Annotated in this window: 17 protein-coding genes; 6 read left to right on the top strand and 11 right to left on the bottom strand. The window is 69.7% G+C overall.

Annotated features, from left to right (window positions below; all coding sequences use genetic code 11):
* Positions 1-72 precede the first annotated feature (72 nt).
* Positions 73-570, bottom strand: a complete 498-nt coding sequence (locus ACN27E_RS04445; protein WP_422746862.1) for a hypothetical protein — start codon at positions 568-570, stop codon at positions 73-75.
* Between the two features lie 148 nt (positions 571-718).
* On the opposite strand from ACN27E_RS04445, the gene ACN27E_RS04440 reads away from it, so the two are divergent.
* From ACN27E_RS04440 to ACN27E_RS04430, 3 genes are all read left to right on the top strand, one after another.
* Positions 719-1,612, top strand: coding sequence for a fructose bisphosphate aldolase (locus ACN27E_RS04440; protein WP_422746860.1), 894 nt, complete (start codon positions 719-721; stop codon positions 1,610-1,612).
* 73 nt (positions 1,613-1,685) lie between these two features.
* Positions 1,686-3,149: an amidase gene (locus ACN27E_RS04435; protein WP_422746858.1), complete on the top strand. Its 1,464-nt coding sequence runs from the start codon at positions 1,686-1,688 to the stop codon at positions 3,147-3,149.
* A gap of 58 nt (positions 3,150-3,207) precedes the next feature.
* The gene (locus tag ACN27E_RS04430; protein ID WP_422746857.1) at positions 3,208-4,122 is read left to right on the top strand and encodes an alpha/beta fold hydrolase; all 915 of its coding nucleotides are present in this window, start codon (positions 3,208-3,210) and stop codon (positions 4,120-4,122) included.
* Between the two features lies 1 nt (position 4,123).
* On the opposite strand, the gene ACN27E_RS04425 is transcribed toward ACN27E_RS04430, so the two are convergent.
* The 3 genes from ACN27E_RS04425 to ACN27E_RS04415 all read right to left on the bottom strand — a co-directional run bounded on the left by ACN27E_RS04425 (position 4,124) and on the right by ACN27E_RS04415 (position 6,469).
* On the bottom strand, positions 4,124-5,398 hold the full coding sequence (locus tag ACN27E_RS04425; RefSeq protein ID WP_422746855.1) for a competence/damage-inducible protein A: 1,275 nt from the start codon (positions 5,396-5,398) through the stop codon (positions 4,124-4,126).
* 22 nt (positions 5,399-5,420) lie between these two features.
* Positions 5,421-5,645 carry a hypothetical protein gene (locus ACN27E_RS04420; protein WP_422746854.1) on the bottom strand — a complete coding sequence of 75 codons (225 nt, stop codon included), beginning with the start codon at positions 5,643-5,645 and terminating at the stop codon, positions 5,421-5,423.
* A gap of 86 nt (positions 5,646-5,731) precedes the next feature.
* Positions 5,732-6,469 carry a glucose 1-dehydrogenase gene (locus ACN27E_RS04415; RefSeq protein ID WP_422746852.1) on the bottom strand — a complete coding sequence of 246 codons (738 nt, stop codon included), beginning with the start codon at positions 6,467-6,469 and terminating at the stop codon, positions 5,732-5,734.
* Between the two features lie 73 nt (positions 6,470-6,542).
* Between ACN27E_RS04415 and ACN27E_RS04410 the strand changes: the two genes are divergently transcribed.
* Positions 6,543-7,640 (top strand): diacylglycerol kinase, encoded by a 1,098-nt coding sequence (locus ACN27E_RS04410; protein WP_422746851.1) that lies wholly within the window; start codon positions 6,543-6,545, stop codon positions 7,638-7,640.
* 11 nt (positions 7,641-7,651) lie between these two features.
* Here ACN27E_RS04410 and ACN27E_RS04405 read toward each other — a convergent pair whose 3' ends face one another.
* From ACN27E_RS04405 to ACN27E_RS04385, 5 genes are all read right to left on the bottom strand, one after another.
* Positions 7,652-8,125, bottom strand: a complete 474-nt coding sequence (locus ACN27E_RS04405; protein WP_422746850.1) for an ATP-binding protein — start codon at positions 8,123-8,125, stop codon at positions 7,652-7,654.
* Between the two features lie 32 nt (positions 8,126-8,157).
* Positions 8,158-8,547, bottom strand: coding sequence for an STAS domain-containing protein (locus ACN27E_RS04400; RefSeq protein ID WP_422746848.1), 390 nt, complete (start codon positions 8,545-8,547; stop codon positions 8,158-8,160).
* 171 nt (positions 8,548-8,718) lie between these two features.
* Positions 8,719-10,014 carry a PP2C family protein-serine/threonine phosphatase gene (locus ACN27E_RS04395; protein WP_422746847.1) on the bottom strand — a complete coding sequence of 432 codons (1,296 nt, stop codon included), beginning with the start codon at positions 10,012-10,014 and terminating at the stop codon, positions 8,719-8,721.
* A 101-nt stretch (positions 10,015-10,115) separates the two neighbouring features.
* Entirely contained in the window at positions 10,116-10,457 is a 342-nt protein-coding gene (locus tag ACN27E_RS04390) for an aminopeptidase (RefSeq protein ID WP_422749612.1), read from the bottom strand.
* A gap of 115 nt (positions 10,458-10,572) precedes the next feature.
* On the bottom strand, positions 10,573-11,310 hold the full coding sequence (locus tag ACN27E_RS04385) for an HAD family hydrolase (protein ID WP_422746845.1): 738 nt from the start codon (positions 11,308-11,310) through the stop codon (positions 10,573-10,575).
* Positions 11,311-11,423: 113 nt separating this feature from the next.
* Between ACN27E_RS04385 and ACN27E_RS04380 the strand changes: the two genes are divergently transcribed.
* Both ACN27E_RS04380 and ACN27E_RS04375 read left to right on the top strand, forming a co-directional pair.
* Complete coding sequence (locus tag ACN27E_RS04380; RefSeq protein ID WP_422746843.1) at positions 11,424-12,554, top strand: nitronate monooxygenase; 1,131 nt, start codon at positions 11,424-11,426, stop codon at positions 12,552-12,554.
* A 63-nt stretch (positions 12,555-12,617) separates the two neighbouring features.
* Positions 12,618-13,064: a hypothetical protein gene (locus ACN27E_RS04375; protein ID WP_422746842.1), complete on the top strand. Its 447-nt coding sequence runs from the start codon at positions 12,618-12,620 to the stop codon at positions 13,062-13,064.
* Here the strand turns inward: ACN27E_RS04375 and fdxA are convergent.
* Both fdxA and ACN27E_RS04365 read right to left on the bottom strand, forming a co-directional pair.
* Positions 13,031-13,405, bottom strand: a complete 375-nt coding sequence (gene fdxA / locus ACN27E_RS04370; protein ID WP_422746840.1) for a ferredoxin — start codon at positions 13,403-13,405, stop codon at positions 13,031-13,033. The two genes, ACN27E_RS04375 and fdxA, sit on opposite strands and share 34 nt — an antisense overlap.
* 94 nt (positions 13,406-13,499) lie before the next feature.
* Positions 13,500-13,991, bottom strand: a complete 492-nt coding sequence (locus ACN27E_RS04365) for a hypothetical protein (protein WP_422746838.1) — start codon at positions 13,989-13,991, stop codon at positions 13,500-13,502.
* Between the last annotated feature and the right edge of the window lie 141 nt (positions 13,992-14,132).

The raw sequence follows: 14,132 nt of genomic DNA, 5'->3' as shown, positions 1-14,132 counted from the left end.
CCTTGCGCATTCCGATTTCCCGCCGGTGCGGCCACCGCCGGGCTTGGACCGCCGCCGCGGCGGGCTGACCCGTCAGACCTTGGCGATGAAGTCGCTGCTGTAGAACTCGACCGGCCACTGCGCCCCCGGCTGCGGACGCTCGACGGCCACCCACGCGCCGGTCGCACCCGGCATCAGCGGCGCCGACAGCGTCACCGCGCCGGCGCCGGCGACGTCGGTGCGCAGATCGGCGACCGCGGTGCCGAACGCGCCGGCATGGCATCCGTCCGACGATTTGCGTGGCATCTGGATGAGGCGCACCTGATAAGACGAATAGGGCTTGGCGGTGGCGAGCTGGACGTCGGCGGTGACCTGTCCCCCGCCCGAGCGCACCGTGGCCGTCGGCCGGCCGTCGCCGAATGCGTCGTAGTAGTCCAGCGTGCTGAAGTCGCAGCGCCGCAGCACCGAGGCGAACGGCAGAAACGTGCCGCCGTTCTCCGCCACGGCGGACGTGACGGCGAAACTCGCCGCCGGTGCGGTCGCCATCGCCGTGGCGGCGGCGGCCAGTGCAAATCGGGTCAGCGCGCGCATGGTTGTCCTTCTCTCCCGTGGTGACCAGCCGTATTACCACTGAGCTCCCCACCCAACCACGAGACCTGCCCGAACGGGTCCACACCCGGCGAATATCCTCGAAGCCGTCCGTACGCGACAACCGTCTTCAAAGGAGTGGACAGCACCGATGGCGAATCAGCAGCAGATCGACAAGTTGGCGGCGGGCAAGGGGTTCATCGCCGCGCTCGACCAGAGCGGCGGATCGACGCCCAAGGCGCTGCGCCTGTACGGCGTCGAGGAGAACGAGTACTCGTCGGAAGACGAGATGTTCGACCTGATCCACAAGATGCGCTCGCGCATCATCACCTCCCCCGTGTTCACCGGTGACCGGGTGCTCGGCGCGATCCTGTTCGAGCAGACGATGGACCGTCAGATCGAGGGCAAGCCGTCCGCCGCGTTCCTCTGGGAGGACAAAGGTGTGGTGCCGTTCCTCAAGATCGACAAGGGTCTGGCCGACGCCTCGGACGACGTGCAGCTGATGAAGCCGATGCCGGCGCTGGACGATCTGCTCGAGCGCGGCGTGAGCAACGGCATCTTCGGTACCAAGGAGCGTTCGGTGATCGGCGGCGCGAACGCGAAGGGCATCGCAGCGGTGGTGGCCCAGCAGTTCGAGATCGCCCATCAGGTGCTCTCCCACGGCCTGGTGCCGATCATCGAGCCCGAGGTCACCATCTCGATCGACGACAAGGCCGCCGCCGAGGACATTCTGCTCGACGAGATCACCAAGAACCTCGACTCGGTTCCCGCCGACCAGCAGGTGATGCTCAAACTGACGCTGCCCACGACCGCCAACCACTACCGGCCGCTCGTGGACCACGCCCGGGTGCTGCGGGTGGTGGCCCTCTCGGGCGGCTACTCACGCGAGGAGGCGAACGCCAAGCTCGCCGAGAACACCGGCGTCATCGCCAGCTTCAGCCGGGCACTGACCGAGGGGCTGTCCGCTCAGCAGTCCGACGAGGAATTCGACGCCACCCTCGACGCGGCGATCCAGGGCATCTACGACGCCTCCGTCGCCGGGTAGCCGATCGCCGGAAACCGCACCTGCGGTGCGTCGGGTTGCCAGTCGGCCCGGCGCCCTGCAGGATCGCCGGATCATGGACACCAATTCGGCTTTCGAACTCGCCACGGTCGACGCGCTGGGTCAGGCGGCACTGGCCCGCTCCGGTGAGATCTCGGCAGTCGAATTGCTCGACGCCGCGCTGATCCGGTTGGCCGCCGGGCGATCGCTGAACGCCGTCGTGCACGAACTGGCCGACCGGGGCCGCGCACAGGCCGAGGCGCTCGACGCGTCGGGGCGGTTGCGCGGCGGCGACTCCGGACCCCTGGCCGGGGTGCCGTTCCTGCTGAAAGACCTCGGCGCGTCGCTCGGCGGGGCGCCCGAATCGATGGGATCGCGGGCGCTGCGCACCCGCGTCGCCCCGCACAACGCCTGGATCGTCGACCGCTACCTGGCTGCCGGGCTGGTGGTGTTCGGCAAAACCAACACCCCGGAATGGGGCAACCACTGCACCACCGAACCGTCGCTGTTCGGGCCGACGGTAAACCCGTGGTCGCCGGACGTCACACCGGGCGGGTCCAGCGGCGGATCGGCCGCCGCGGTGGCGGCCGGCGTGGTGCCCGCGGCATCGGGCGGTGACGGAACCGGATCGATCAGGGTGCCGGCATCCTGTTGTGGTCTGGTGGGGCTCAAACCGCGCCGCGCCCGCACCTCGTTCGGGCCGGATGCCGGGCACCTGCTCGAGGGTCTGGCCGTCGAACACGCGCTGACCCGCACGGTGCGCGACAGTGCGGCCCTGCTCGACGCCGTGACCGGGTCCGATCCAGGCGACCCCTACAACGCGGCGCGGCCCCCGACGCCGTACCTGCAGGCCATCGCCACACCCCCGTCCGGGGTGCGGGTCATGCTGGCGACGGGGACGCCGTTTCCCGCACCCGCGATCGACCCCGACGTCACGGCAGCCGTCGACGCCACCGCGCGGTTGCTCAGCGAACTCGGTCACCACGTCGAACCCGGGGCGCCCGCATTCGACGCCGATGCGGTGGCCGACGCGATCGCGGTCCTGCACAACGTCAGCAATGCCGGGTTGCACGCGCTGGCGACCAGCCACCTCGGCCGCCCGCCGCAGGAGGACGAGTTCGAGGCCAGCACCTGGGTGATGGTGCGCGAGGGCTTCACCACGACCGGTGTGCAGTACGCCGCGGCGATCGAGACCGTGCACGCCGAAACCCGCCGGTTCGCCGCGGGCATGGCCGGGTTCGACGTTTTACTGGCCCCGACCCTGCTGACCGGGCCGCCGCCGTACCGCATGCTCGATCAGCCCCGCGGCACCACCCGGGCGTTCTTCGACGTCGAATTCTCCACCACCGGGTGGACCACCATGGCCAACGTGACCGGCTGGGCGGCGATCTCCCTGCCGCTCGGTGTCACCTCGGCCGGACTGCCGATCGGCGTGCAGCTGATGGCGCCCGAGGAGACGGTCCTGCTGCAGCTGGCCGCCCAGCTCGAGGCGGCCGCCCCGTGGGCCCAGCGGCTCCCGCTGGGGTGGGTCAGCCCGTAGATCCACTGAACTGAGAGGCCAGGTCCGGGTGCCGCGGGTGACGTGCGACACTTCGATCATGACGCCGCCCATCGCCCGGCCCAAGTTGGAAGGCAACATCGCGGTCGACGACGACCGGCAGATCGGATTCGCCGAATTCGGTGATCCCCGTGGGCGCGCCGTCTTCTGGCTGCACGGCACCCCGGGCGCGCGCAGGCAGATCCCGGCGGAGGCGCGCGCGTTCGCCGAGGAGCAGAACATCCGGCTGATCGGGATCGATCGACCCGGAATCGGGTCGTCCACGCCACACCAGTATCCGAACGTGCGGGCGTTCGCCGACGATCTGCACGTCATCGCCGACACCCTGGGGATCGACCGGATGGCGGTGATCGGGCTGTCCGGCGGCGGGCCGTATGCGCTGGCATGCGGGGCGGCCATGCCCGAACGGGTGGTCGGCGCCGGCATCATCGGCGGCGTCGCACCGACAGTCGGCCCCGATGCCATCGGCGGCGGGTTGATGAAGCTCGGTTCCCGGGTGGCCCCCTTCCTCGAGGTCGCCAGCACGCCGATTCGACTCACCGCCGGCACGCTCATCCGGATGATCCGGCCGGTCGCCGATCCGGCGCTCTACATCTACGCGGCGGTGTCCCCCGAACCCGATCGCCGCATGCTGGTACGGCCGGAGTTCCGGGCGATGTTCCTCGATGACCTGCTCAACGGCAGCCGCAAACAGCTGGCCGCCCCCTTCGCCGATGTCGTCGCGTTCGCCAGGGACTGGGGGTTTCGCCTGGAGGATGTGAAGGTGTCGGTGCGTTGGTGGCACGGCGACGTCGACCACATCATCCCGTTCGCGCACGGCCGGCACTGTGTGTCGCGGCTACCCGACGCGCACCTGTACACCGTGTCGGGCGAGAGCCATCTGGGCGGGCTCGGTCAGGCCCGGGCGATCCTCACCGCGATGAACGAGTTGTGGGACCGCGCCGACCGCACCTGAGTCAGCGTCCGTCGGCGAGCAACCGGCGCAGCATGTGCATGGCAACGGTGGTGGAGCGTTCCCGGACATCGGCGCGGTCCCCGGGCAGCCGCAGCGTGCGGGTCTCGCCGCGGCCGTCGGCGGTGCGCACCGAGAAGCACACCGTGCCCACCGGCTTGTCCGCACTGCCGCCGCCGGGACCGGCGATACCGGTGATCCCCACGCCGACATCGGCGCCGAAACGGCGCAGCGCACCGTCGGCCATGGCCTCGGCCACCGGTTCGGAGACCGCCCCCAGTCGGTCGATCAGCTCGGCGGGGACTCCCAGCAGGTCGCGTTTGGCCGCGTTCGAATAGCTCACCACACCACCGGCGACATAGGCCGACGAGCCGGCACGGTCGGTGAGCCGGGCGGCCAGCAGACCGGCGGTGCACGATTCGGCGGTGGCGATGGTGCGGCCGGCCAGCAGTTCGGCGACCTGGTCGTCGACCAGCGAGCCGTCCTCGGAGAACAGCGCCGAGCCGTGCCGTTCACGCAGCAGTCTGAGCAGCGCGCGGTAGGTGCGCGCGGCGCCCGGTTCGTAGCGGGTGACGATCTCCAGCTCGCCGCGGCGCAGACAGGTGGTGATCTCGAGGTCGGCAAACCCGGGAATGTCCCGTTCGGCATCGCGCAGCGTTTCGGCGAGCCCGGACTCCGGCAACCCGAACATCCGCACCGTCTCCTGCTCGTAGCTGGTGCGACCCTCGATGGCCCGCTGCACGGCGTCGGTCTGAACGGCGGTCTGCCACATGGGCTGCAGTTCGCGTGGGGGCCCGGGGAGCACGAGCACCGTCGGCGTTCCCGGCATCACCACCCCGGGGGCGGTGCCGACCGGATCGAGCACCGTGGCGCCCACCGGGACCATGGCCTGTTTGCGGTTGGCCGCCATCAGGGCCGGGAAGTCGACGTCGGCACTGCGATGACGCCCCATCAGCGAGCGCAGGATCTGGGCGATGCGTTCCTCGAGTGCGGCGTCGAGCACCAGCTCGGCACCGCAGAAGCGGGCGACGGTCGCGACGGTCATATCGTCGGCGGTGGGACCGAGTCCGCCGCTGGTGACGATCAGGTCGACGCCCTCGGCGGCCAGGAAGCGCAGTTGCGCCTCGATGTCGCCGGGCCGGTCCCCGCAGATGGTGATGTGGGCGAGTTCGACGCCCAACTCGAGGAGACGGTCGGCCAAGTACGGCCCGTTACGGTCCTGGACCCGTCCGGTCAGCACCTCGGTACCGGTGACGACGATTCCTGCGCGTGCGCTCACCCGTCCAACCTACGTCGGGCGCTCAGCGCTTGAGCCAGCCGCTCACGGTGGGCAGATCGCGGGTGTAGGTCATCATGATGTCGTCCTGGTAGAGCGTCGCCCCGCTGATCGCGTCGTCGCCGCGCCACAACACCCGGACGCGGGTGTCGCCGCGCAGGTACAGGTCGACCCGGCCGAGGTCGTTACGCCGCCAGCCGATCTGCTCGGCGAGCTGCTGCAGATCCTGACGCTGGTCGCCTTCGGGCATGGGTGGTTCCTCCTGTGGGCCGGCCGACCCGACGAGCCTACGGAATCACGCCCTGGCGCTGTTCGTCCGGGCGGCGCAGGGCCGCCTCAGATCTTGTGCGGGACGTCGTTGACCAGGCCGCCGTCCATGACGAACTCTGCTCCGGTGGCGTAGCGCGATTCGTCGCTGGCCAGGAACACCACGAACGAGGACACCTCGTCGGGCTGGCCGGGCCGGCCCAGGGGGATGGTCAGCATGTCGTCGGGGAAGAACTTGGTCATGGGCGTGCGAATGAAACCCGGGTGGATGGAGTTGACCCGGATCTGGTGCGGCCCCAGTTCCAGCGCGGCCGATTTGCTCAGCCCGCGCACCGCCCACTTCGAGGCCACGTACGGATGCACCATCACCGCGCCGCGCATGCCCTCGATGGACGAGACGTTGATGATCGATCCGCCACCGGCGGTCTTCATCGCCTCGACGCTGGCCTGCATGCCCAGGAAGGTGCCGGTCAGGTTCACATCGAGGACGTTCTGCCACTTGGCCATGTCGAACGCACCGATCTTGCCGAGCGCGACAATGCCGGCGTTGTTGACCAGGACGTTGAGGGCGCCGAAGTCGTTGACGGCGGTCGCCACCGCGGCGTCCCACTCTTGCGCCGAGGTGACGTCGAGGTGCACGTAGCGGGCGGATGCGCCGAGTTCGTGGGCCAGTGCCTTGCCCTCATCGTCGAGGATGTCGCCGATCACCACCTTGGCGCCCTCGGCCACCAGAGCGCGCGCATGCTCGGCGCCCATTCCCCGGGCGCCACCGCTGATCAGTGCAACTTTTCCATCTACCCGTCCCATGACCGGCAGGCTACCTTAGGCTGTCGCGAACTAGAACCTGTTCCAGTTCGGCCTTGGTGTGGAGGAGTTGTCGATGGTCATCCGGGTGGCTCACGTCGGTACGGGGAACGTGGGGCGGCTCGCGCTGGCCGCGCTGTTGGGCAACCCGCAGTACGAACTGACCGCGGTATCGGTCTCCTCGGACGAGAAGGTGGGGCGCGACGCCGGCGACCTTGCCGGACTGGACATCTCGACGGGCATCACCGCCACCAAGGGCCTCGACGAGGCGTTGGCCACCGACCCCGACTGCATCGTCTACTGCGCGATGGGTGACACCCGCCTGCCCGAGGCGATGGCCGACTGCCGCCGCATCCTGCAGGCGGGCGTCAACGTCGTCGGTTCGGCGCCGGGCGTGCTGCAGTATCCGTGGGGCGTCATCCCGGACAAGTACATTGACCGCGTGGAAACCGCTGCGCAGCAGGGAAACTCGAGTATCTTCATCAACGGCGTGGATCCGGGCTTCGCCAACGATCTGATCCCGTTCGCCTTCGCCAGCACGTGCAGCCACCTCGAGCAGGTGCGGTGTATGGAGATCGCCGACTACGCCACCTACGACGGCGCCGAGGTGATGTTCGAGGTGATGGGCTTCGGCAACCGGATCGGCGATCTGCCCATCCTGTTCCAGCCCGGAGTGCTGAGCATCGCGTGGGGTACCGCCATCCGCCAACTCGCCGCCGGATTCGGCGTCGAGGTCACCGAGATCCGCGATTCGGTGGAACAGGAGCCCGCGCCGGAGGACATCGACGTGGCCGTCGGCCGGATCGCGAAGGGCACCGTGGCGGCGGTGCGGTTCCAGATCGAAGGCTTCATCGCCGGCGGACCCGACGAACGACCGGCCATCGTCATCGAGCACATCACCCGACTGCGCGAGGATCTGCGGCCCGACTGGGCCCAGCCGGCCCAGCCCGGAGGGTCCTATCGGGTGGAGATCGTCGGCGAGCCCAACTACGCCGTGGACATCTGCCCCACCAGCCGCCGGGGTGACCACAACCACGCCGCGATCGTCGCGGCGGCGGGTCGCATCGTGAACGCCATCCCGGCGGTGATCGCCGCGCCGCCGGGTATCCGGACCCCGCTGGACCTGCCATTCATCACCGGCAAGGGTCTGTTCGCCGCGGGCACCCGCCGCTAGGTTGGCCGCTCTCAGGCGGGTTCGGCCGCCGCGGCGCCGGTGATGCCGGTCCACTGCAGCCGCACCCGGGTGCCCTCGGAGGTGCGGTCGATCGCCGAGCGGTCGGTCAGCGCCTCCATTAGCGGGATGCCCCGCCCGCGGGCCTTGTCATCGAGCTCGGGAGTGCGTTCCCGCCAGGATCCGCGGTCGACGATGGTGACCGTGAGAGTGCCCTCGGCGGATTCGAACTGCGCGTGCAGGTCCATGGTGCCCGCTTCGGAGGAATTCCAGTAGGCGAATTCGGCGGCGTTGGCCAACGCCTCGTTGGTCGCCAGCAACAGATCGCTGGACCTGATCGGGTCCAGGTCGAAATTCGCCTGGAGCCACCGAGCAAACTCCTCACGGAGCCGTGCGGCCGCCTCCCCGTCTGCGGCGACGCCGACCCGCGCGAACGGCTCGGTGAGCGCGGTGTGGGCGGGGTGAGCCGCGGAAGCGGAATCGATCATGGCTGTCGCTCTATACCCGAACCGTCTGCCACCTAAGCGCGGAGTGCCGCGATCGCCTCATCCACCGTGGCGTAGAGCGGAATGATGTCCGCGATGCCCAGCAGCTTGAGGGGCCGGCTGGTGGCCGGTCCCTCGGCCACCACACAGAACTTCACGTTCGGCGCCACTTCGTCGTGTACCGCAACCAGGATCCCCATACCCGCGGAGGCGAGGAACTCCACGGCGGAGAAGTCGACCACGACACCGGCCGGATCCTTGGCCAGGCCGGCCCGAATGGCCGATTCCAGCTGCGGTGCCGTCAGCATGTCGACGACCCCGGATACCGAGACGACGACGTTGCGGTCAACCCAGCTCTCGTTGGTCTCGCAATTGGTCGCGTCCGCAGAGGTCGCCCCGGTTGCGGCTTCGCGCTGTTCCTCCAATGGTCCACCTCCCGCGTGGCTCGCTTCCGTGCCGGAGCGTGCACGCATTCACGCTCGCAAGGCTGCGGGCTGAACCTGGCAAGACATCCAGCGACGCCGACTCGTCCGGCGCCGGGAGCGCCAGCTATCCAGCTTGCGCAACCGTGTCAGATTAAACCAGGTGTGGGTTACTCACGGGTCAGCGGTCAGTGCCAGCAGCGCGATGTCGTCGTCGGGCCGCAGCGTATGCACCAGATCCGACAGATTCTCGATGAGATTCGCGGACGACAGACCCACCCGCTCGGCCAGGTGCGCACGCAGGTCCTCCTCACCGAAACGTCCGCCACCCGCGCGGCGGGCCTCCGTGATGCCGTCGGTGTAGAGCAGCAGACTCTGGCCGGGCAGCAGGGTGAACGCGCACTCGTCGAACGTGGCATCGGGCACCGCGCCGACGAACATGCCGCCCACCGGACGCACCGGACGCACCTGGCCCGCGGCCGGATCGAGGAGGAGGGCCGGCAGGTGGCCGCCGGTGGCGAGGCGGACGTGATACCCACCCCCGTGGCGGGGCTGCAGCGTCCCGAACAGCACCGTGCAGAACTTCCGTTCGTTCGGGTCGCCGACGAGGACGGCGTTCAGCTCCGCGAGTACCTCGGTCGGAGTGTGGTGATGCAGCGCAGCGGCCCGCAACGTGTAGCGCACGAGCGATGTCACGGCCGCGGCGGTGGTGCCGTGGCCCTCGACGTCGCCGAGAAAGAACGCCCAACGGCTGCTGTCCAGGGCGAACACATCGTAGAAATCGCCGCCGACCCGCGCCGCCGAGGCGGGGTGGTAGTGCGCGGCGAGGGACAGCCCGGCCACCCGCGGTAACGCCGGTGGCAGCAGTGAGCGCTGCAGCGCGGCCGCGTAATCGGCCACTGTCGCGCCGTCGTCCTCAGCGCCGTCCCAGAGTTCGCGGCCGGAGCGCGCGGCGCCGAGCACCGTCGACCGCAGGTCCAGTTGGTCCATCGCCAGGGCCGCGAGATCGGCCAGGATGTCCAGTTCGCGGTCCGACGGCTCGTACGGATGCGATCCGAGGACGTTGACCGACCCGATGCGGTGACCGTCGGACGTGGTGATCGGCGCGCCCGCGTAGAACCGGACCCCCCATCGACCGACCACGAACGGATTGCCCGCAGTCGCCGGATCCAGCCGGGTGTCCGGGATGACCGACGGGGCGGCCGAGCGGATCGCCAACTCCGAAAAGCTGCCGCGGCGGTCGACCTCGCCGAGATCGCCGACCCCGTGGCCGGCCTTGAACCACGCCCGGTCGCGGTCGACGATCGCGATGGTGGCCATCGGCGCGCGGAATGTCCGGGCAGCCACCCTGGCAATGCGGTCAAAGGCGTCGTCGGCCGGGCTGTCGAGGATGGCGTACCGCGCGACGGCCCGCAGGCGCGCCGCCTCGACCTCATCGGCCGAGTGTGCGGACGCCTGAGTGATGGACACGCTGACTGCTCCCCGCGGGTGAGGCGGTCTCACGCAGGTCGGAGGCCGCTGACCGCAGGGTACCTCCGCTCGGCGGGGCCGTCACCGGCCCGGCCGAGGCGTCAGCTGCGCCGGGAACCGGCCGTCCGGGAACCCAGGAACGCCGAGCCGACGAGCACCAGGGCGCCGATCACCGCGACCGGAATCGTCCAGGTGCGGCGACTGCTGATCGCCGAATCGCACAGCGCGACGAAATCGGTGTGCGGCACCAGCTGGTTGAGGACCGGCACATTGGCCACACCGTCGTTGTTGGCCGCCTGCGCGCTGGACTTGTCGGCGACCAGGGCGTTGCCGCAGCCGACGCTGCGCTCACCGTCGGATGCCGAGACCGGTACGAGCAGACCGATGACGCCGACCGCCAAAAGGATGGCTCCGATCGCCATGGCCAACCGTCGTGCCGTCACGTGCGCTCCCATCGTCAGGCTCCCTCGAACAGCGCGAGGCTACCCAGCCGAATCCGGCTTCAAACGAGGCCCACCGAGGAGGCGCGCGAAAAGCTGTGGGGCACAGCACACCTGGCTAGCCGCGGCGGCGCAGCCGGGCGATGCGCAGCACCGGCCAGTCGCGCTGGGTGGCGGTGGCGGCCAGACCGGCCCGCGGATTCACCGGCCGCGGACGGCCGACCAGTTTCATCAGCGCCGCATCCTCGTCGCCGTCGGCGTAGAACCAGCTGGTCGAAAGATCCACCCCGTGCTCGGCGCAGTACCGCTCGACCGTGGTCGCCTTCTGCGGACCCCAGATGACCGGTCGCACGATGTCGCCGGTCAGCCGGCCGGCCTCGTCGACCGCGAAGTGGTTGCACAGCACCTGGTCGATGCCCAGGAACCGCGCGACCGGTTCGGCGTGGATGGTCAACGCCGAACTGCTGAGCACCACGGTGTGGCCGCGCTGCTGATGGGCGGCCACGATCTCGCGCATATGCGGATAGACCCGCGCCGCCACCCGGTCGACGAACAGCCGCTCGCCCAGTTCGTCGAGTTCGGCCAGCGATTCGCCCCGCAGATAGCCGGCGGCACGCACCACCAGACGTTCGAACTGCATCCGGCCGAACCGGTAGCGAATCGACGCCTCCATCACGCCGAGGACCTCACCGATCCCGGCCTGGCGCCGACGGATCCGGTCGCCGGCATGTGCGGTCGCGGTGAACCCGTCGACGAGCGTGCCGTCCAGATCGAAGAACGCACCCACGTCGGGGCCGCCCGGTCCGTCACCGATCTCGGCCACCGAATCGGGCAGGGTCAGCAGGCGGGGCACCACACCATCATCACGTGCCCACGATCGGGTGCGAACCCGGCGGTCGCGTGACGGCGAGCACATGTACTAAACTAGAACACGTTCTAATTCGCCGACCGGCTTCCTGAGGAGCGCGCATGCACACCGCCATCTGCGACGAGCTCGGCATCGAGTTCCCGATCTTCGCCTTCACCCACTGCCGCGACGTCGTCGTGGCCGTCAGCAAGGCCGGTGGCTTCGGCGTGCTGGGCGCGGTGGGATTCACCCCCGAGCAACTCGAGGTCGAGCTCAACTGGATCGACGAGCACATCGGCGATCACCCCTACGGCGTCGACATCGTCATTCCCAACAAGTACGAGGGTATGGACGCCAACATGTCGGCCGACGAGCTCAAGGGCATGCTGGCCTCGCTGGTCCCCCAAGAGCATCTGGACTTCGCCAAGAGCATCCTCAAAGACCACGGGGTGCCCACCGACGACAGCGACGACAACGCGTTGCAGCTGCTCGGCTGGACCGAGGCGACCGCGACCCCACAGGTCGAGATCGCGCTGCGACACCCCAAGATGACCTTGATCGCCAATGCGCTGGGCACACCGCCGGTCGACATGATCAAGAACATCCACGACGCCGGCCGGAAGGTCGCCGCGCTGTGCGGCTCGCCGTCGCAGGCCCGCAAGCACGCCGACGCCGGTGTCGACATCATCATCGCCCAGGGCGGCGAGGCCGGCGGCCACAGCGGCGAGGTGGGGTCGATCGTGCTGTGGCCGCAAGTGGTCAAGGAGGTGGCGCCGGTTCCGGTGCTCGCCGCCGGCGGGATCGGCAGCGGTCAGCAGATCGCCGCGGCGCTGGCGCTGGGCGCCGCCGGTGCGTGGACCGGATCGCAGTGGCTGATGGTCGAGGAAGCCGAGAACACCCCGGTGCAGCAGGCTGCCTATGCCAAGGCCGGTAGCCGGGACACGGTGCGCAGCCGATCGTTCACCGGCAAGCCGGCTCGCATGCTGCGCAACGACTGGACCGAGGCCTGGGAGCAGCCGGAGAATCCGAAGCCGCTCGGTATGCCGTTGCAGTACATGGTTTCCGGGATGGCGGTGGCCGCCACCCACAAGTACCCGAACGAGACCGTCGACGTCGCGTTCAACCCGGTGGGCCAGGTGGTCGGCCAGTTCACCAAGGTCGAGAAGACCTCCACGGTGATCGAGCGCTGGGTGCAGGAGTACCTCGACGCGACCACGACGCTCAACACGCTCAACGAGGCCGCCGGAGTCTGATCGGTCGGGACCGCACGGCCGCGCCTCCCCCGATGGCGCGGCCGTGCGGGTTACCGTGGCGCCATGCGAGCTGCTTCGGAGCCCTGCCGGACCCTTCTGCGCCGCACGGGATTCGGCGTCCTCGGCCTCGCGGGCGCGCTGGCGGTCGCGACACCCGCGGGTGCGCAGCCCCCCGATCCCGCCACCGATCACAACGGCTACGTCGGCACCGCCGCGTACTGCCAGGGAACGGCGGCCGCGGTCGCATTCGGCCGCACCGAAGAGGCGCTGGTGGCGATCTGCCGAGGGCCTGAGGGTCAGCTGCAATACCGCGGAGTGCGCCTGCGTGACGAATCCGCGTTGATGCTGACCGCCACGGCCGACGGGTCGGGCGGATTCACCGCCGCCAACGGCGATGTGGTCTATACCGTCTCATCGGCCGAACTCGTGGTGACCGAGGCCGGCACGACCGTGGTGCGCCAGCCGATGCTGCAGTTCTACGCGCCGAATTCGGACTGGTCGGCCGAGTAGCCGGGGCGCCGGGCGAGGCCGGCGACCAGGAGGGTGTCCACCCCGATCCGGCCTACCGCTGCGGCGCCACCAGGGTTGCCCAGCGGCGTCTCCCGGCCGGGAAGCACCTCGGTGAAGAATGCGGCGTCGTCAGCCAGATGCTGCTGTTGATCTCCGGGAAGGTCGCCCTCCCAGTAGATGGCGTCGACCTTGCACAGGAGTTTGCAGGCGCCGCAGTCCACGCATTCATCGGGGTTGATGTAGAGCTTGCGGTCGCCCTCGTACATGCAGTCGACGGGGCAATCCTCGATACAGGACTTGTCGACGATATCGACGCAGGCACTACCGATCACGTAGGTCATGACCCGACCGTAGGGGGCGGATGCGGTGCGGCGCTGGGGCCGAAAGTCCTCGATCCCTTCCGCATCGGGCCCCCGGGCGGAGACCGCGCCGCGGTTACGGCGCGGGCACCGGGGCGGCCGCCGGCGCCACCTCGGCGGTGGGCGGCAGCGGGGCCTGCGGACCGGCCGGCAGTCCGGCCGGCGGTGTGGCATTCGGGTCGAGCGGACGCTGGGTCAGCAGGAACAGCGCGTCGCCGCCGCTGACCTCCTGGGTGCGAACGGCGTGCCACAGATCCCGGATGTAGGAGAGCCCCCGGCTCCCGGACGGCGCGACCGGCGTGGCCGACGTGCCGGGCGGCAGGTTCTCGGGGCTGAGCAGGTGCGGCACCTCCGCGGGTCCGGCGGGCGCCGGGGCGGGCGCGCCGAGCGGCGCGGCATCCGGGGTGGCCGGGGCCGCCGGAACCGGCACCGGGGCGGGCGGTCCGGGCTCGGCCACCGGATCGGCGGATGCGGACGGCGCCGAAAGCGCTGCGGCCACACCGAGCCCCACGCTCATCACCGTCCACGCAGCCGCCGTGGACATCGCCCGTCGAAGATCTCTCGCCACCGCAGGTCTCCCTTCACCTCAGCCGGCATCACTATCGACTTCTTCTCCGGCGATTCCCGTTCTGTTACAGGAGAGGCTCGCCGGTTTCCCCGAACCCGGCCCCGCACGGGCGTTCGGTGGTGTAGGCAGGTGCTATCGGCA

It is taken from the genome of Mycobacterium sp. WMMD1722 (assembly GCF_049315205.1).
Classification (GTDB): Bacteria; Actinomycetota; Actinomycetes; order Mycobacteriales; family Mycobacteriaceae; genus Mycobacterium.
Note: the sequence above shows the minus strand (reverse complement) of the source record. Positions and strands in the feature narration are given on the sequence as shown.

Coding starts and splice junctions, on each gene's coding strand:
- ACN27E_RS04380 (WP_422746843.1), top strand. CDS start 11,424: ATGCACACCGCCATCTGCGACGAGCTCGGCATCGAGTTCCCGATCTTC.
- ACN27E_RS04410 (WP_422746851.1), top strand. CDS start 6,543: ATGGTCATCCGGGTGGCTCACGTCGGTACGGGGAACGTGGGGCGGCTC.
- ACN27E_RS04405 (WP_422746850.1), bottom strand. CDS start 8,125: ATGATCGATTCCGCTTCCGCGGCTCACCCCGCCCACACCGCGCTCACC.
- ACN27E_RS04420 (WP_422746854.1), bottom strand. CDS start 5,645: ATGCCCGAAGGCGACCAGCGTCAGGATCTGCAGCAGCTCGCCGAGCAG.
- ACN27E_RS04440 (WP_422746860.1), top strand. CDS start 719: ATGGCGAATCAGCAGCAGATCGACAAGTTGGCGGCGGGCAAGGGGTTC.
- ACN27E_RS04375 (WP_422746842.1), top strand. CDS start 12,618: ATGCGAGCTGCTTCGGAGCCCTGCCGGACCCTTCTGCGCCGCACGGGA.
- fdxA (WP_422746840.1), bottom strand. CDS start 13,405: ATGACCTACGTGATCGGTAGTGCCTGCGTCGATATCGTCGACAAGTCC.
- ACN27E_RS04430 (WP_422746857.1), top strand. CDS start 3,208: ATGACGCCGCCCATCGCCCGGCCCAAGTTGGAAGGCAACATCGCGGTC.
- ACN27E_RS04435 (WP_422746858.1), top strand. CDS start 1,686: ATGGACACCAATTCGGCTTTCGAACTCGCCACGGTCGACGCGCTGGGT.
- ACN27E_RS04415 (WP_422746852.1), bottom strand. CDS start 6,469: ATGGGACGGGTAGATGGAAAAGTTGCACTGATCAGCGGTGGCGCCCGG.
- ACN27E_RS04445 (WP_422746862.1), bottom strand. CDS start 570: ATGCGCGCGCTGACCCGATTTGCACTGGCCGCCGCCGCCACGGCGATG.